At 53.3% G+C, this 18042-nt stretch carries 15 protein-coding genes; 8 read left to right on the forward strand and 7 right to left on the reverse strand.

Going from position 1 to position 18042, the window contains the following annotated elements:
• Nucleotides 1-116 precede the first annotated feature (116 nt).
• The 7 genes from AC0YOA_RS24285 (at nucleotide 117) to AC0YOA_RS24315 (ending at nucleotide 8419) form a co-directional block, all read left to right on the forward strand.
• Nucleotides 117-977 carry a helix-turn-helix domain-containing protein gene (locus AC0YOA_RS24285; RefSeq protein ID WP_475788826.1) on the forward strand — a complete coding sequence of 287 codons (861 nt, stop codon included), beginning with the start codon at nucleotides 117-119 and terminating at the stop codon, nucleotides 975-977.
• Between the two features lie 422 nt (nucleotides 978-1399).
• On the forward strand, nucleotides 1400-1990 hold the full coding sequence (locus tag AC0YOA_RS24290) for a TetR/AcrR family transcriptional regulator (protein ID WP_475788827.1): 591 nt from the start codon (nucleotides 1400-1402) through the stop codon (nucleotides 1988-1990).
• 271 nt (nucleotides 1991-2261) lie between these two features.
• Nucleotides 2262-2762, forward strand: a complete 501-nt coding sequence (locus AC0YOA_RS24295; protein WP_475788828.1) for a MarR family winged helix-turn-helix transcriptional regulator — start codon at nucleotides 2262-2264, stop codon at nucleotides 2760-2762.
• 3 nt (nucleotides 2763-2765) lie between these two features.
• Nucleotides 2766-4490: an ABC transporter ATP-binding protein gene (locus tag AC0YOA_RS24300; RefSeq protein WP_475788829.1), complete on the forward strand. Its 1725-nt coding sequence runs from the start codon at nucleotides 2766-2768 to the stop codon at nucleotides 4488-4490.
• A complete protein-coding gene (locus AC0YOA_RS24305) occupies nucleotides 4487-6484 on the forward strand; it encodes an ABC transporter ATP-binding protein (RefSeq protein WP_475788830.1) in 1998 nt (665 codons plus the stop codon). Before AC0YOA_RS24300 ends, AC0YOA_RS24305 begins: the two co-directional genes overlap by 4 nt.
• Before the next feature lie 272 nt (nucleotides 6485-6756).
• Nucleotides 6757-7665 (forward strand): helix-turn-helix transcriptional regulator, encoded by a 909-nt coding sequence (locus AC0YOA_RS24310; protein WP_475769575.1) that lies wholly within the window; start codon nucleotides 6757-6759, stop codon nucleotides 7663-7665.
• Nucleotides 7666-7765: 100 nt separating this feature from the next.
• Nucleotides 7766-8419, forward strand: coding sequence for a DedA family protein (locus AC0YOA_RS24315; protein WP_475788831.1), 654 nt, complete (start codon nucleotides 7766-7768; stop codon nucleotides 8417-8419).
• A gap of 687 nt (nucleotides 8420-9106) precedes the next feature.
• Here AC0YOA_RS24315 and aroC read toward each other — a convergent pair.
• Entirely contained in the window at nucleotides 9107-10162 is a 1056-nt protein-coding gene (gene aroC, locus AC0YOA_RS24320; RefSeq protein ID WP_475788832.1) for a chorismate synthase, read from the reverse strand.
• A 102-nt stretch (nucleotides 10163-10264) separates the two neighbouring features.
• Here aroC and AC0YOA_RS24325 point away from each other — a divergent pair, with 102 nt between their 5' ends.
• Nucleotides 10265-11185, forward strand: a complete 921-nt coding sequence (locus AC0YOA_RS24325) for a LysR family transcriptional regulator (RefSeq protein ID WP_475788833.1) — start codon at nucleotides 10265-10267, stop codon at nucleotides 11183-11185.
• A gap of 18 nt (nucleotides 11186-11203) precedes the next feature.
• Here the strand turns inward: AC0YOA_RS24325 and AC0YOA_RS24330 are convergent, their stop codons facing one another.
• From AC0YOA_RS24330 to AC0YOA_RS24355, 6 genes are all read right to left on the reverse strand, one after another.
• The gene (locus AC0YOA_RS24330; RefSeq protein WP_475769571.1) at nucleotides 11204-12649 is read right to left on the reverse strand and encodes an MDR family MFS transporter; all 1446 of its coding nucleotides are present in this window, start codon (nucleotides 12647-12649) and stop codon (nucleotides 11204-11206) included.
• 52 nt (nucleotides 12650-12701) lie between these two features.
• The gene (locus tag AC0YOA_RS24335; RefSeq protein ID WP_475788834.1) at nucleotides 12702-13130 is read right to left on the reverse strand and encodes a MerR family transcriptional regulator; all 429 of its coding nucleotides are present in this window, start codon (nucleotides 13128-13130) and stop codon (nucleotides 12702-12704) included.
• A 227-nt stretch (nucleotides 13131-13357) separates the two neighbouring features.
• Nucleotides 13358-14368, reverse strand: coding sequence for an alcohol dehydrogenase catalytic domain-containing protein (locus AC0YOA_RS24340; RefSeq protein WP_475788835.1), 1011 nt, complete (start codon nucleotides 14366-14368; stop codon nucleotides 13358-13360).
• Between the two features lie 443 nt (nucleotides 14369-14811).
• A complete protein-coding gene (locus AC0YOA_RS24345) occupies nucleotides 14812-15669 on the reverse strand; it encodes a carbohydrate ABC transporter permease (RefSeq protein WP_475788836.1) in 858 nt (285 codons plus the stop codon).
• A 51-nt stretch (nucleotides 15670-15720) separates the two neighbouring features.
• A complete protein-coding gene (locus AC0YOA_RS24350; RefSeq protein ID WP_475788837.1) occupies nucleotides 15721-16641 on the reverse strand; it encodes a carbohydrate ABC transporter permease in 921 nt (306 codons plus the stop codon).
• 21 nt (nucleotides 16642-16662) lie between these two features.
• Entirely contained in the window at nucleotides 16663-17901 is a 1239-nt protein-coding gene (locus AC0YOA_RS24355; RefSeq protein WP_475788838.1) for a sugar ABC transporter substrate-binding protein, read from the reverse strand.
• Between the last annotated feature and the right edge of the window lie 141 nt (nucleotides 17902-18042).

Consider the following 18042-nt stretch of genomic DNA (forward strand, 5'->3'; position numbering starts at 1 on the left):
AGAAACATCAATATTTGATTCTCATGCAAGTTCAGTTTATTCTTTAAACTAGAAATCAACTATAAATAAACTGAACCAGTTTTTATAAATTATCACACTGATGAAGAGGTGAGGGCATGAATGGACACAGCAGCCTGATTCGGATGGAAACACCGCCGATGCCTTATTTCATCACGATCGGCTTGAGCCGTTTTGCGCCGGGCGAACAGCATCCGAGCCGCCGGAACCTGGGGGTTTTTGACCTGTTATGGGTGGTAAAGGGCGTGCTGCATATCGGGGAGGAGGACCGTCAATGGGAGCTGGCCGAGGGGCAGACGCTGCTGCTGCTGCCGGACCGGTATCATTACGCGGTCAAGCCCTGCGAGGAGGAAACGGTCTTCTACTGGATTCATTTCAACTTTGCCGGTGAATGGACGTACGGGGAAGAAGCCGCGGCGCCGGTTCATCCCCCGAGGCAGCCTTGGATGAGCGCGTATACGATGCAGTTTCCGCAGTCTCAGGCGCTGCCGAATTTCGCCCTGGCCCTGCGGCAGTTGGCGAAGCTGATAGAGCTCTCCACAGAGAACCGCTCCAGCGCCTTCTTGAAGGAGCAGCAGTCGTTTCTGGAGCTGCTGCGTCTCTTGGAGGAAGGCGGCGAAAGCAGAAGCGCCTCACCGGCAATGACGCTTGCCGAGAGCACGGAGGCTTATATCAAACAGTATTACCAGGCGGATTTGAAGAATGAGACGCTGGCCGAAGCGCTGCATTTTCATCCCAATTATATTGTCAGATGCATGAAAGAAATCTATGACTGCACGCCGATGGCATATTTGCAGGAATACCGGCTGGAGCAGGCGAAGCTGCTGCTGATCAAGACCGAATGGTCCATCGCCCAGATTGCCGAAGAGGTCGGCTTCCGCCACACGCCCTACTTCTCCAGCTGCTTCAAACAGTACTGCGGGATGCCCCCGCTGCAGTTCCGCAGGCAATTCCTGTGAAGGGTAGGCTGCGGCAGGGCGCCGACCCGAAGGATGAGCCGCCCTTACACTTTTCTCCAGACTGTCGCATATTTCTTCCGGTACTGCTTCACAACCATTTCCCGCTGCTAACGTTCCCGCAAGTCCAACTCTCCAGATCGCCTGCAGGCTGTGCAGCAGCCCCATTCTCCCGCCTCCATAACAGCCTGTTGAGCCTGAATAATAATTCATTATTCACCATCAACTCCCCCCCTTCTTCTGTTTGATCCCGGCTTCAGCATAATCCCGTTCTCAAAGGCACAGCTTGTCTGAAACGCTATGTATTTTGCCCCCTGTGGTACCAAGAAAAAATATATAAGTTGACATAGTGAGTATTCACTACATATAATATCAACATGAAAACAAATGAGAATAATTCAACGTCACCCAAGCGAGCACCCGGCATGAATATTGAAGAAAGGAGAGCAATGATCGTAAGAGCCGCATTGCCTCTATTGGTGGAAATCGGCCCAAGCGTCACGACGCTGCAAATTGCACGGGCAGCCGGAATCAGCGAACCGACTATATTCCGCGCATTTGCCGACAAGGATGAAGTGCTGTTGGCGTGCCTGGATGAAGCAACGAAACCGGAGAATGTCCTGATTGAATTGGAGGCAATCGACAAAGAAGCCGGTTTGGAAGAACGGTTGACAAACCTGATCGATGTGATTCGGATTCAAGGAGAGAGAACCGGTGCCATCATGAATGCCGTACGATTGGCCGCTCCATCCAAACGTAGAGAACGCAGTTCATTATCTGATGAAGAAATCCGCCGGTTGAATGAAAGTCGGACAGCCTCGCATCAAAGAATCCATTCCGCCGTTTGCAGCGTGCTTGAGCCTGATGAGGCACGATTGCGCCAACCGGTAACTGATATTGCGACAATCGTGATAGGCATTGTGATGTCGCTTGGCCGGGCAAGAAGGATGGCTGGTGATATGGGCATCACAACAAAGCAGCTCGAGGATCTCATTATGAACGGAATCGTGAAGTGATCTCAGAATTGCCTGCCATGCAATAGGCGAAAAAGGCGTATTGGCTGCTGCCAATATGCCTCATCAATCTTCCCCCTCGCTAATGTCCGGCTCACGAATCTATCATGGGCTGTTGTCACACTTGGCCTGCCATTCCTTCACTTCAATAACTGCGTCAAATGAATTGACAAGGATTCTTTACCTGAATACAATTAGTTTAGCTAAGTAAATCATATTTATGCTGCTGCCCGGAAGATACCATACATGCAAAAAAAGGAGAGGATACACCCAAATGCCCGATGAACTCAGCACTCCCAGCGAGTTATTCCGTGTTTTTCGTCAAATGCGGCATATCAGCTGGAGAAGCCAGCGGCCCATTGAAGGCTGTACTCAAAGCGAGGCTGTCATGTTATTCGTTATCCGCAGGCGGGAGAAGCTTCATCCTGCAGGAATGAAGGCCTCAGAGCTCAGTCAGCTGCTCAACGTCACGTCGCCTACGGTGACCCAATCGGTCAATGTGCTGGAAGCCAGAGGTTTGCTTGAACGAAGCTCCGACCCGGAGGACCGGCGTGTTGTGCGCATCAAGCTGACCGAGGAAGGCCTGCGTCAAACGCAATTATCAGAGGTGGCCATGTTTGAACGCATCCAGGGACTGATTGACCGGATGGGCGAAGAGCGCAGCAATCAGCTAATTGAGCTGCTCGATGAGGTATTTGACTATTACAATGGCGGTACTCACCTGGCCCAATGCTCCGAACGCAAACTAAATTTACCGAATGAAGGTGAAGCGTAAACGATGATGAAGCTACTGCGATTTTTGAGGCCCTACCGCATTCCTGTTGCTTTTGTGCTGATCCTTGTCCTGGTCCAGTCGCTCTCGGATCTTTATCTGCCGACTCTGATGTCGGATATTGTAGATAAAGGCGTTGTTGCCGGCGATACGCCCTATATCTGGAAGATTGGCGGCTTTATGATGCTGATGGCCCTGCTCGGCGCGGCCTGCTCGGTTGGTGCCAGCTTCCTCTCCGCCAAGGCGGCGGGCGGCTTCGGCAAGGATCTGCGCAGCCGGGTCTTCTCCCATGTGTCGCGATTTTCACTGAATGAATTCGACAAGATCGGCACCGCTTCGCTGATTACCCGCACCACCAATGATATTACGCAGGTGCAGCAGGTGCTGACGATGATGATGCGGGTCATGGTCATGGCTCCGATGATGTGCTTCGGCGGCATCATCATGGCCATGTATAAGGATGTCACGTTGTCGCTTGTCATTATAGCCATCGTGCCGATCCTGGCCCTCTTGATTTATGCCATCGTCGGCAGAGGCATACCGTTGTTCCGGGCCATGCAGACCAAGCTCGACAAGCTCAATCTTGTCCTGCGCGAGAACCTGACCGGTATCCGCGTTATCCGCTCCTTCAACCGGATCCGCCATGAACAGGACCGCTTCAATGAAGCCAACCGCGATCTGACCGATACGGCTGTGAAGGTCAACCGGATTATGGCCTCGCTCATGCCGATCATGATGCTGATGATGAACATTGCCAGCGTCGCCCTTGTTTGGTTTGGGGGTCTGCGGATCAACAGCGGTCACATGGAAGTAGGCGACCTGATTGCTTTTATCCAGTATGCCTTTCAAATCATGTTTGCGCTCATGTTCGCTTCCATGATGTTTGTCATGATTCCCCGCGCCTCCGCTTCTGCTGTACGGATCAATGAAGTGCTGGGCATGCTGCCGGACATTAACGATCCGGCTTCTCCGAAGAAATCGGCAGACGCTGGTGTCATTGAATTCGACAATGTGACCTTCCATTACCCGGGAGCGGAAATACCCGCCGTCTCCAACATCAGCTTCACCGCAAGTCCGGGGGAAATAACCGCCATTATCGGGGGCACTGGCTCCGGAAAATCTACGCTGATCAATCTCATTCCGAGATTTTATGATCTGACAGACGGGAGCATCCGCATCGGCGGCGTCGATGTACGCGAGCTTTCGCAAGAGCAGCTGCGCAACCGGATCGGGCTTGTCCCGCAGAAGTCCGTGCTTTTCACCGGCACCATTGCGGAGAATATCCGTTATGGCAAAGAGGACGCCACGGATGAGGAAATCCGCAGCGCGGCCGAAATCGCGCAGGCCAGCGACTTCGTATCGGAGATGCCGGAAGGCTACGAATCGCGGATAGCCCAGGGCGGCTCCAATGTGTCGGGCGGGCAGAAGCAGCGGCTGTCCATTGCGCGCGCCCTCGTCCGCAAGCCGACGATCTACCTGTTCGACGACAGCTTCTCGGCCCTGGACTTCAAGACGGATGCCAGGCTGCGCGAGGCGCTGCGCCCGGCTACGACAGAGGCGACGGTCATCATTGTCGCCCAGCGGGTCAGCACGGTCATGGATGCGGACCGCATCATCGTGCTGGAGGACGGCAAAGTGGCCGGAATCGGCACGCACCGCGAGCTGCTGCAGAGCAATGCGATTTACCGCGAAATCGTCACGTCGCAGCTGTCAGAGGAGGAGATTGCATGAGTAACTCACGAGGACCGCAAGGTTCAGGGCAGGCTGGCGGCGCTGCAGGTCAAAGACCTGGCGGCCAGGGGGCCGGCTTTGGCTTCGGACCCGGCCGCGGCGGCCCTGGAGCGATGGGCATGCCTGTCCAAAAAGCCAAGGACTTCAAAGGCACGCTGCGCCGGCTCGCCGGCTATTTGAAGCCCCACCGCTTCGCGCTGCTGATCGTGCTGCTGACAGCAGTACTCAGCACGGTCTTCTCCATCCTTGGCCCGAAGATTATGGGGAAGGCGACCACCGAGCTTTTTACAGGCATGGTTGGCAAGCTGAAGGGCGTTGAGGGGGCGAAAATCGATTTCACCTATATCTGGCACATCCTGCTTGTGCTGATCTGCTTATATGTTATCAGCTCGCTGTTCAGCTATATCCAGCAGTACGTCATGGCAGGCATCGCCCAGAAGACGGTTTATGATCTGCGCAAGGACGTCAACGAGAAGCTGGCCAGACTGCCGCTCAAGTTTTTCGACTCTCGGACGCACGGGGAAATTCTCAGCCGCGCCGTCAATGACGTCGATAATATCAGCAGCACGCTGCAGCAAAGCCTGACGCAGCTCATCACCTCCATCGTCACATTGATTGGCGTTATCGTGATGATGCTGACCATCAGTCCGGTTATGACTCTCATCACCATCATTACCCTGCCGCTCAGCTTCCTGGCGATCCGCATGATCGCTAAACGCTCGCAGCTGTATTTCAAAGGCCAGCAGAAATCGCTGGGAGAGCTTAACGGCCATGTTGAGGAAATGTACACTGGCCACCCGATTGTCAAGGCTTTCGGCCACGAGGAGAAATCGATGCAGCATTTCACGAAAGTGAATAACGAGCTGTACGCCTCGGGCTGGCGGGCGCAGTTCATCTCCGGCATGATCATGCCGATCATGAGCTTCATCGGCAATATCGGGTACGTGCTGGTCAGCGTTGCCGGCGGTATCTTCGTCCTGCGCAATGCCATTACAATCGGGGATGTCCAGGCTTTTATCTCGTACTCCCGGCAATTCACAATGCCGATCACCCAGACAGCGCAAATCGCCAATATCATTCAATCGACGATTGCCTCGGCCGAGCGGGTGTTCGAGCTGCTTGACGAGCAGGAGGAAGTGCCAGAAGCGGAAGATGGCGTAATTGTCGCCTCCAAACAGCAGCAGAATAAGATGCGCCTTGACAAAGGAACGGTTGATCAAGGCAGGCTGGTCGCCCTCCCCAAAGGAGATGTCCTTTTCAATCATGTCAAGTTCGGCTACAAAGAGGATACTCCGCTGATCGAAGATATGAGCATAGATGTCCATTCCGGCCAAACCATCGCGATTGTCGGCCCCACCGGCGCAGGCAAGACGACGCTGATCAATCTGCTGATGCGCTTCTATGAGCTCAGCGGCGGAAGCATCACCATCGACGGTGTGGATATTACCCGATTCAAACGGGGGGATCTGCGCAGCCTGTTCGGCATGGTGCTGCAGGATACTTGGCTGTTCAACGGCACCATCCGCGACAACATTGCCTACGGCCGCGAAGATGCCAGCGAGGAGGATGTCGTTCAAGCCGCCCGGGCGGCTTATGCGGATCACTTTATCCGAACGCTCCCGGAAGGTTACGAAACCGTGCTGAACGAGGAAGCTTCGAATATCTCGCAGGGTCAGAAGCAGCTGCTTACCATAGCAAGAGCCATTCTGGCCGACCCGGCCATCCTGATTCTCGACGAGGCGACAAGCAGCGTCGATACGCGGACTGAAATCCAGATCCAGCGGGCCATGAATGAGTTGATGCAGGGACGCACCAGCTTCGTCATCGCGCACCGGTTGTCGACCATTCGGGATGCCGATCTGATTCTCGTTATGAATCACGGCACTGTGATCGAACAGGGTACGCATGAGGAGCTGCTGGAAGCCGGAGGCTTCTACGCCGACCTGTATGAAAGCCAGTTCAGCGGCCGCAAGCCGCAGCGTGAAGTGATTTAAGCTTGCAGGGTCAGCTTCCGACTCATTGATGATCCATTCGTTTGCATTCACCATTTTTTCTCAGCCAAGAGAATAAAAACAGCCCGCACAGCACCAAGTAATCGGTGAGCCGTGCGGGCTGTTTTGTTCCGGCTGCCGTCGTCCCTCTGTTTTGCAGCGCTGCAGATTATAGCATCACCTATTGCAGGCAGAAGTTTTGCGGGCACGGCTTCACTTAATATGACTTTTTTAATGTCATGTTTAAGGTGTATACTTTTATTGAGGTGATCGATATGTCGGTAAGCCGGCATTTTGAATTGGTTTATATGCTTCTGAATGAGAAGACTTTGACCGCTGCTGAACTGGCAGAGCATTTTGAGGTTTCCACACGAACCATATATAGAGATATCGATATTTTGAGCGCAGCGGGAATCCCGATTTACAGCAGCAGGGGAAAAGGCGGCGGAATATCGCTAATGGATGGCTATGTCTTCAACACTTCTTTGCTGTCGGGGCAGGAACAGGATGATATTTTAATGGCCCTTCAGAGCCTGACTGCCGCAAAATTCCCTGAAATTGAGGACGTCCTCGGCAAGCTGAGCAGGTTGTTCAAGAAGGACAGGAGCAGCTGGATTGAGGTGGATTTCTCCCCGTGGGGAAGCGAAGAAAGCCAGAGAGAGCTTTTTCCGCTCTTGCGCAAAGCGATTACGGCGAACCGCATTATCACGTTTCGATATTTTAATACTGCCGGTGAACAGAGCGATCGAAGCGTTGAGCCAGCCAGCCTGCTGTTTAAAAATAAGTCCTGGTATCTGACGGGTCATTGTTTGACCAGCAATGGTCCCCGTATATTCAAGATCAGCCGGATGAAAGACATCGCTGTAACGGATGACAACTATGAGCCCAGACCGGCGGTACCGTTAACAGAGGCAGAAGATAACATTATGCGCAGCACAATTGAGGTGACTCTAAAAATTTCTGCAGAAGGTGCTTATCGGGTCTACGATGAATTTGCCGAAAAGATGATTACCCACAATGAAGATGGTTCATACGACGTTACAGCCGAATTTCCTGAGGGCAACTGGCTGGACAGTTACCTGCTTTCATTTGGAACCCTTCTTGAAGACGTTCGTCCCGAGCCTTTGCGCAAAAGAATATTATCCAATATGGATGCGATCAGAAGAAAGTTAAACCCGACTTAGGTCCAGCAAGAAACCAATCCCCAGCCCTTATCGGGTTTAAGCCGACTCCGCTATACTTTTAAGAAATACACGGAGTGAAGCTAAGGGGATAACGAACGCCATGCAGTGGATCAATCAGCTATTTGAACAATATGGTTATCTGGTTTTATTTTTCGGACTGTTCACGGAGTCCATCGCCCTCCCTTTTCCTGGGGAGCTGGCCATGGCTATTTCCGGACACATCTCGGTAGTGGGCCATTTTCATTTGGGATGGATTATGCTTTGCGCCTTTCTGGGCGCGACAATTGGCACAACGGTCACGTATTTTGTCGGCAGGAAGCTCGGTATCCCTTTTTTCGAAAAGTATGGAAAATATTTTTTCCTCACCCCGCCGCGACTAACCAAAATTACAATATGGTTCGATAAATATGGGAATAAACTGCTGCTGGTCAGTTATTTCATTCCCGGTCTTCGCCATTTTACCGGTTATGTTTCCGGTGTGCTGCGCATTCCTCTGCGGACTTTTTTCCTTTTCAACCACTTCGGGGCCTTGATATGGGTCATAACCTATGTCATGATCGGCAAAATATTCGGCAATGAGCTTGAACACATCCTCCATTTGATTACCCGCTACTCGATTCGCGCCGTATTTGTCATTGCCGCTTTCCTGCTCATGGTCATGGTTCTCAAGCGGTATAAACACATCATTGTCCCGTGGCTCTTGGCCCGGTTCAGGCTCGTGTACAAAATGTTGTTTGCCCGTTCCGGGTCATAATGCCAGCGGCTTATAAACGGATCAATAAAAAGAAACGGCTCCCGCCGTCCTCTGGCGGCGCTGCTTTCCTCCGAATATAAGCAAAATCAGCGATTTACAACGGAAAGCTGCCCTTTCCCGCATGTTGAAAAATCCCGCTCAAAGGTGTTTAGAGCGGGATTTTATTTAAATTTATAGTTCATCGCATCAACCTCAAGCACTTCCTCTCCATTTCCCAAAACAACTCCTCCGACAAAATATGACCTTGATTAGACCTAATTTCTCTCTACCTGCACATATAGCCCTACTTTTTCTGGTCCAAAGGTAATCATTTCCTCCTCTCCTGCCGATAAAAGATTTAATATTACATTTCCAGACCGACACATACTCCGTAATAGCTATAAGCCTTATGTCTTATTTTTCGAAAAAAAGGGCAAAAATACTAAAGAGAGAACAGGAGGGGATGAACTTGATGATGATAAGAGGATGGAACTGGGGAATGCTGGCTGCTATCGGGTTCTCCATGTTGGTATGGACAGCCGTTATTATTCTGATCGCTAGATAATGGAACAAGCCCGCGGCAATCCACCCTTGATTGCCGCGCTGCTCTGCTCTGCTCCATTTGAAGCTCTGCCGGAAAAGAACATCAGGATTATCTCACATGAAACTTTCGCTCCAGCCGGGAACAGTATGCCGATTAAGCTTCCATCAGTCTTTCATTGCCGCCTGCCGCTTGTAATGATCCTCAAGCACCAGACATGCCATAGCTTCGACTACAGGAACGATCCGCGGACATATGCATGGATCATGCCTGCCTTCGGTACGGATCGTCTGCTCCTCCCCGCGGATATTGACAGTTTGCTGCGGAAGCGAGATCGAGGACGTCGGCTTCACCGCAACCCGGAACACAATCTCTTCTCCCGTGCTGATCCCCCCAATGATCCCGCCCGCATGATTGCTCAGGAATCCCGAACCATTCATCCCGTCGTTATGCTCGCTGCCGCGCATAGCCGATGCCGCGAATCCCTCTCCGAATTCAATCCCTTTGACAGCCCCGATGGATAACATTGCTTTGGCCAGATCCGCATCCAGTTTATCAAAGACAGGCTCGCCGATACCGGGCATAACGCCGCGTATCCGGCACTCGACAATTCCCCCGCAGCTGTCGCCCGCCGCCGCCAGCTCTTCAATCTTCGCAATCATTCGAACTGCCGCATCCGGATCACAGGCTCTGACCGCATTCCGCTCGATTTGATCTTCATCGAACGTTTCGCACCGGATCCCTCCGATATCTGTCGTATAAGCCATCACATTCACGCCCCGGTACTCCAGCAGCTTGCGGGCTACCGCTCCTGCCGCCACTCTGCCCGCCGTCTCTCTTCCCGACGCCCGCCCGCTGCCCCGATGATCCCTTATCCCATACTTCTGCAAATACGTGAAATCCGCGTGGCCCGGACGAAATGCATGCTGAATATCGTTATAAGCCTCAGGCTTCATATCCTTGTTGAACAAAATAATAAAGAGCGGCGTTCCCGTTGTTCTGCCCTCATACATACCGGAGAGGATGCTTACCGCATCATATTCCTTGCGCGGCGTAGTTACAGAGGATTGCCCCGGCTTCCTGCGGTCCATTTGAATCTGTATGAATGCTTCATCTATCACGATTCCCGGCGTAACGCCATCCACAATAACCCCGACCGCCTCGCCGTGCGACTCTCCGAATGTCGTGATTCTGAACTGCTCCCCGAATGAATTTCCTGCCATTGTCATGTCCCTCCCCTTCCGCTGCTTGAAGCTTTCCTTTGACTGCTGATGCCTGTTTCCATTATAGTTTTCACTAAGTGATAAATGAAATCGCCATTCTCAATGTCTGTCATAGAGGTGATCTATATCAATAAGCAGCTGAATATGGAATGGTACCGTATTTTCCTTCATACGGCAAAGGTTGAGAATCTGACCAAAGCGGCGCAGCAGCTCCATATGACTCAGCCTTCTGTCAGCTATGCCATCAAGCAGCTGGAGGACAGCCTGGATGTCAAATTATTTGACCGTCTTTCCAAAGGGGTGAAGCTTACGGCGGAGGGCGCCGCTCTGCTGGAGTATGTGGAGCCCTCCTTTGCCTTGATCGATTCAGCTGAGCGAAGGCTGCAGGCCTTGAAGGATTTCGCGGCCGGGGAGCTGCGCATTGGCGCCAGCGGCCCGATGCTCAAGCATCTGCTGCTCCCTGCTCTGGACCTGTTTAGAGCCGACTACCCCGCTGTACGCATCCATCTGTTTCAAGGCAAATCGGCTGAAATCACCAAACGGCTGAAGGACGGTCTGATTGATCTGGGTCTGGTCCATCTGCCTCTGGACGAAGATCCGGAGCTCCACGTATCCCCGCTTGCAACGATACAGGATTGTCTGGTCGTCGGGCCGCCTTACCGCCAGTTGACCGGGCAGCCCCTGTCGGCGGAGGAAATCGCAAAAATCCCGCTGCTGCTTCTGTCTCCAGAGAGCAGCACCGGGCAATTTTTCAAGCAATGGCTGAGCGATCAGGGTGTCCAGGCAGAAGCGAGCCTCGAGCTGAGCAGCCTGGAAATGCAGGTGGAATGCTGCGAACGCGGTTATGGCGCCGCATTCGTAACACGGCGTTTTGTAGAGCGGGAGCTGCAGGAGGGCAGATTGTTCGAGCTGCCTACCCTGGTTCCGATTCCTCCCCGCAGTATCGGGATCACCGCCAGGCAGAGCATCTCCCTTCCGCTGATCGCCGGTCAATTCAGGAAGAAGCTCATAAACAGCCGCTAAAGAGAAACCACTGCGTTCTTAAGTCCGGCCTGGAGCAAGGAGATCCTCGCTTACTTCATGATGCTTCCTGCGCAGCAGGAAGGTGAAGGGAACGGCCAGAACGACCAGAACGGTCCCGATGATGAACACCTCCTGAACGGATTTGGCCAGAGCCAGATCGGCCCCGTTCGGGGTGTCGGCTCCGATTTCTTTGAGATGGGCAAGAGTCCTTGCAGACAGAATGCTGCTGAAAATACTGACGGAAAGCGCCGCAGTACCCTGCCGGATCCAGTTGGTAACCGCTGAGGCATGCCCGCTGAAGGTACTGGGCACGGCCGTCATCCCGGAGTTGGTGACCGGCATATTGCTCAGCGCAATGCCCACATAGCGGATTGCCAGCCATGAAGCGATGAAGAAGGTCCCTGTCGCCAGGTCCAGCCGGCTGAGCTCCCAGGTCGCCAATGCCATAATGATGACGCCGGCCATGATCAGACGGAACGGTCCTACTTTGTCATAAATTCTGCCGACCAGCAAAGAGAACATAGCCATCGCAATCGTTCCCGGCAGCATGACGAGTCCCGTATGAAGCGTCGAAGCATGCTTGATGTTCTGCATGTAGATTGGTACCAGGAAGGTAGCGGCATACAGCGAAATCGTGATGATGCAGTTGATGATCAGGCTGTAGGTGAACCGTGGAATTTTGAATACGCGCAGATTCAGCAGCGGAGCTCTGCTGTGCAGCGTTCGAATAATAAAGTACGTCACGATGGCAGCCCCGGCGATAAACAGCATAATCGTCTTCCACGAGGTCCATCCCCAGCTATGGCCTTCGCTGAAGGTAAGCAGCAAGGAGCTCGTACCCAGGATTACGGCAATAAAGCCGATAACATCAAGCTTGATGCCGCGGCTTAGGCGGTAATAAGGGATGAAGCGCTGAGCGAAGATCATCGCCAGAATGCCAATCGGCAGATTCATCACGAATAATGATTTCCAGCTGAAATATTCGGTTAGCCATCCCCCAATGGTAGGCCCGAATGCGGGTGCCAGCATGGCCGATACGCTCCAAAGTCCAATAGCGAGCGCCTGCTTTTCTTTGCGGATGACCTGATAAATAATCGTCATCGTGGTTGGCATAATAATACCGCTGAACAGCCCCTGCAAAATCCGGAAAACGATCAGCGATTGCATGCTCCAGGCAAGTGTGCACAGACCGGAGGTGATTGTAAAGCCCAGCAGCGCAAATACATACAGCCGTTTATAGCTGAGCTTGTCGCCCATATATCCGATGATCGGCGCAATGACGCCGGTTGCCAGCATAAATCCCGATATCATCCACTGCACCGTGGTCAGCTCCGCGTGAAAATCCGTCATAAACACGGGCAGGGCCACATTGATGGTGGTCGTGCTCAGAACAGCCATGAAATTGCCGAAAAATACGGCAGCAATAATACTCCAGAATGGTGATTTTTCTTCCCCGTTCGTCATGAATTCCGTTCCCTCCAGCTTTGGCCTCCGCTATAAGCTTTGATCCGTTATTTTAATCCTCTTCATACTTGCCGATCGCTTCCCGTACACGCTGGCTCAAGGCAAGAAGCTCTTCCTTGAACGTATCCATCCGCTTCATCTTGATCTCAATCATTTCGATCTCCCTCTGGAGCACTTCAGAGATTTCCAGAAGCTTGAGTCTGCGCTCAGTCCGGTCCTCCAATGACCTGACCGTATGCCGGTGCTGGTCGATCGCTTCATTCATCTTGATGAACTGCTGCAGCTCCTGCAGCGAGAAGCCCAGCACTTCCTTGGCAAGCACGATCTTGTTCAGACGATCGATATCCTCTTCGGAATACAGGCGCATGCCGCCCTCTGTCCGGTCCAGCGTCTCGATCAGACCGAGCTCTTCGTAGTAACGGATCGTCCGCTTCGTAAGTCCCGTCTTTGCCGCGGCATCTTCGATTTTGTATGATTTCATATTAGCCTCCCGCCCTATGCCGACTGATTATGGAAAAGCATACTGCAATATAACGTTAACGTCAACGTAAACCTCAGATTGGGAATGGTGAACAGCAAAGAGGAACCCGCACACCGCGCCAGGTTCCTCTTTGCTGCCATGGATAGATTTATTCTTCCAATAGAGCCGGGAAGCCATTCATATAAGGCTCATACAAGGATGTTCAGCGCCGCCCAAAGGATGGTGTGTCAGCCGTTTTCTGCCTGCCGCCAATCCAGCACAACGCCAAGGAAGAATTCCTGCTTGTCCTGAATCATCCGCCATGCTTTCGCAGCCTGATGGGCCGGCAGCATGTGGGTGATGAGCGGGACCGTCTGCAGCCGTCCGTCCGTGATGGCGGCAAGCGTCGCAACCATACGGTCCGGCTGCCAGCCCGAAGGACTGTGCAGGGTAATTTCCCGCGGCCGCAGCTCCTGAATATCGATTTGGCCGTCGTGACCATAAAATCCCGCCGACACCAGATGACTGTTCCTTTTCATCCCTGGCAGCATGGAACGGAATACAGGCAGCGCCCCGACCGTATCGACTACCACCTCTATATCCGTGATATCTTCTACAGCTTCCTGAACGCCCGGCTTACGCAAATTCACCCGCACGGCAGCGGCAGGCAGCAGCCCGAGCCGCCCGTCATTCCGGCCCAGCACGGTCACGTCAGCCCCTCTTGCGAGCAGTGTCTGTGCCGACCATTGGCCCACGAGACCGTCCCCGATAACCACAGCCCTGTCGCCCGGGGCGACGGCCGGCCTCATGCCGCAGTTGTACCCGACCTGCGCCAGCACAAGCGGCGCATAAGCAAGCGCATCCGGCCCGTCCGCCGTATCCGGCAGCTTCCATACCTGGCTGACATGCGTCACCGCCGGATTGATATGGCCGCCGGTCGGAAAAGCCATGCCTTCCACACGGCTGACGGAAGCAAACACGCGATCCCCTGGTTTCACAGAGGTTACGCCGCTTCCCACCTCACGCACAATTCCGACCTTCTGATACCCTGCTACCTGCGGGAATGGCAGGACATCGCCTGCTCTGGTCACCTGTTCGCCGCTGATCCGCTCCCCCCGCAGGAAGGATTGCTCGGTGCCGACGCTGATCCAGGAATGCTCCACATCCACAACAACGTCATCGGGTCCCGGATCCGGCACTTCCACATCCAAATAGGCAACCTCATTAACCCCGGTAAATACCACTGCTTTCGCTTTCATGACCAGCCCCCCTATTACATTTCGAATTACAGATCCGTTTCCGGATAGGCATAGATCTTGACGGCGTACTGCGATCCGGGCTGCTTGGCATTCCCTTCATACCGGTTCTAAGGCATATGACGAGTCCAGTCTGCAGACATTCCGTGTTCAGCCCTTGAAGCAGGTCAAACAGCAGCGCCTGGCGCAGCCGATTATGACTCTACTGTAAGTGTACATGAAATGCAGTTCAGCCGTCTTTGCACAGAATCCATCATTTCATGGGAAGGCGTCCGCTTATTTTCCAGCCATGCGCGAGTTTGCACGTAATCAAAAGGAAGCCGTAACGTAATCCCCCGCGTCATTATGCAAGAAGAGGCCTCCCGGGATTACTCCTCGGGCAGACCTCTTAAATTGGTAGAGACAGCAAAACACATGAGCCAGTCTTAAAGCTGCCAACCGGCGTTCTACTTGATCCCGGAGATGGAATAATTATCGATGATATGCCGCTGGAAGAAGACGAAGATGGTGATGATCGGCACAACCATAATGGCTGCGCCCGCCATCTGCAGCGCATAATCGCCGCCGTACTGCCCTTTAAGCAGGGCAAGTCCAACCGACAAGGTGTACAGACTCTCATCATTGGCGATGATAAGCGGCCACAGAAAGCTGTTCCAGCCGGCGATGAAGGTCAGAATCGCCTGCACGGCGAGTATCGAGGCCGACATGGGCAGCACGACACGCACGAACAGCTTGAATTCGCCGGCTCCATCCATGCGTGTCGCCTCCAGCAGCTCATCGGGGATGGCGGTCATGAACTGCCGGAACAGGAAGATTCCGAACGCGCCTACAAGCCCCGGCAGAACGACGCCCGGCATCGTGTTGGTCAGACGCATCTGGTTGAGAATCAGGTAGATGGGAATCATCGTCACCTGACCGGGAATCATCATCGTCGCAAGGACGATGTAGAACAGCTTGTCCTTCAATTTGAACTTGTACTTGGCAAAGCCGAAGCCCGCCATGGCATTGAGGAACAAGCCCACAAAAGAGAAGAAGACAATGATCAGCGTATTGCGCAGGTAATAGCCGAAGCGCATATTTTGAAACAGATTCTGAAAATTTTCCAGCGTAAATTGATGCGGCAGCAGAGTTGGCGGAATTTGCGTCACCTCGCTCTCCGGCTTGAAGGCGGACAAGATCATCCAGACCAGCGGAACCAGCATTGCAGCTCCCAGCACAGCGAGAATAATGCCCGCAATCCATTGCTGGACGGCGCCGCTTCCTTTGCCCCGGGCTGGAGAATCGGCGGCAGCAGCTGTTTTCATAGCATTCACCTCACCTTTATCCAAAACGTTGGAGCGCAGCCGAAGCTGCCTTTAGGCTCCCGCTTCGTCATTTTTATTTTGCAGCCTGAACTGGATCAGCGTAATGGCGATAATCGCGAAGAACAGAATGAACGACCCCGCAGCCGCGTAGCCGAAATGACTGAGCTGAAAGCCATTGCGGTAGATGAACAGCGCAACCGAGGTTGTGCCGTCCAGGGGACCGCCCTTGGTCATGATGAACGGCTCCTCGAAGAACTGCAGCCAGCCGATCATCGTCGTAACCGACACGAAGAAGATGGCGTAGCTGAGCAGCGGGATCGTGATGGAGAACATCTGTCTCCAGGCACCCGCTCCATCCAACTGGGCGGCTTCATAGTACGTTTTGGGAATCCCCTTGATGGCGGCGATAAAAATAATCATGTTCAGTCCGATCGCCCGCCAGAGCGCGAGCAGAATCAGTGAAAGCTTGGCCGTCACAGGCTCCGTGAGCCAGGGAACAGAGGACAGGCCCAATTGATTCAAGATGTAATTGAATAAGCCCAGGCTGGGATTGTACAAATAAGTCCAGACAACGGCAATGGCAACCACATTCGTCACCGAGGGCATATAGAAGATGGCCCGGAATGCCTTGAACAGACGCGCCCGGCCGTAATTGATCAGCAGCGCAACCGCCAGGGAGAGGGCAATTACAAGCGGAACGCCGATCACCACATAGAACAGCGTATTGCCGATCGCTTGCAGGAAGATCGGATCCACGACAACATCGATATAGTTTTTGAAGCCGACGAATTGAACGTTGGAGAAATCCGCGAGACCCGCCAGATTCATATCGGTAAAGCTGATGACCAGCGCCACCAGAATAGGCAGCAGCGAGAATACGGCGAGCAGAATCAGCGTGGGGCCAATGAACAAATACGGCGCCCTTCGAGTGCCTCTCATAATGATGCACACTTCCTTTCTGTAAACGTCCATCCTGCACAAAGCCTCCCGCGGTTAGCGGTTCAAGATGCGCGTCGCATTGGCGTTGTAGTCATCGAACACCTGCTGGACATTATCGCCCCTGCGGTATATTTTCTCAAAAGCCTTCAAATAGCCTTGCGAAATCTCCTCCCAGGCTGTAATCTGCGGCATCGGCGCCGCATTCTCCGCCTGTCTGCCGATCACCTGGAAGTTGGGATCGCTCTTCAGCTTATCATCCTCCCATGCCGACTTGACCGAAGGAAAGGACTGGGTCAGCTCCATCCATTTCAGCTGCGTTTCGGTGCGGGACATGAAAGCCAGAAACTTCAGCGCCTCTTCCTTATGCTTGGAATATTGAAAGATCGACAGATCCGCGCCGCCGAGCAGCGACTCATTGTTCTCTTTCTTCGGCAGCTCGGCCGTCGCCCACTTGCCCTCCAGATCCGGGGCCTGATCATGGATCAGCTTGATCATCCAGGGGCCGCTGATAAACATCGGGATCACCCCATCGCCTGCAAAAGCCTGGATGGCATCCAATCCCAGATCCTTTGGCGCAAGGCCTTCCCTGAAAAAGCTGTCGAGATATTCAATCGCCTCCACATAAGGGGCCTGATTGAACAGGGTTGTGTTTCCTTCAATCAGCCTGGAGCCGTTCTGGCGGGCGAACATGAAGCCCAGTGTCTGCTCGGCGGTATCCAGACTGATGCCGTATTTGCCGTCGCCGCGGCCGGCCAGCTTCCGCGCAGCATCCTTCAGCTCATCCCAGGTCCCGGGAGGCTCGTCATACCCGGCCTGCTTAAGCAGATCCGTCCGGTAGTACAGCACCCGGGTGTCGATATACCAGGGAACACCGACGAAAGCATCCCCATATCTGGTCGTCTGGACCGCGCCTTCATAGAAATTGTCGGGATTAAGCTCCGGATACTGACTGATGTAAGGGGTCAGATCCAGCAGCGATTTCGCCGATGCGATCTCGGGTATCCACGTGGTTCCCATCTGGATAATATCAGGGCCGCGGCGGGAGGCGACAGCGGTCAGCAGCTTGTCGTGCGCGTTATCCCACGGCAGCGCCTGTACCTTGATCCGGATACCGGGGTTCTCGGCCTCGAACACTTTGGCCAGCTCCGGGAGCGATTTCGCTTCCTCCCCCATCCCCCAGATATTCAAGGTGACCGTATCCCCTTCTTCCGAATTGCCCGGGGAGCAGCTCCCCAGAATGCAGCCCATCAGGATAAGAATCATCGCCGTGAGGCTTAGCTTTATCGCAGTCATGCTTGTCCCTCCTATATGTGCCATGACTTCATTGAATAAGAATAAATCTTATAAATGTTATAAGGTTAATAAAGCGAGTTTACATCTTATGAAACGTTTCTTATAAAATTAACAATTTATTACAGTCAATTCTACCGGGTG

Source organism: Paenibacillus sp. JT22N12 (assembly GCF_056269365.1).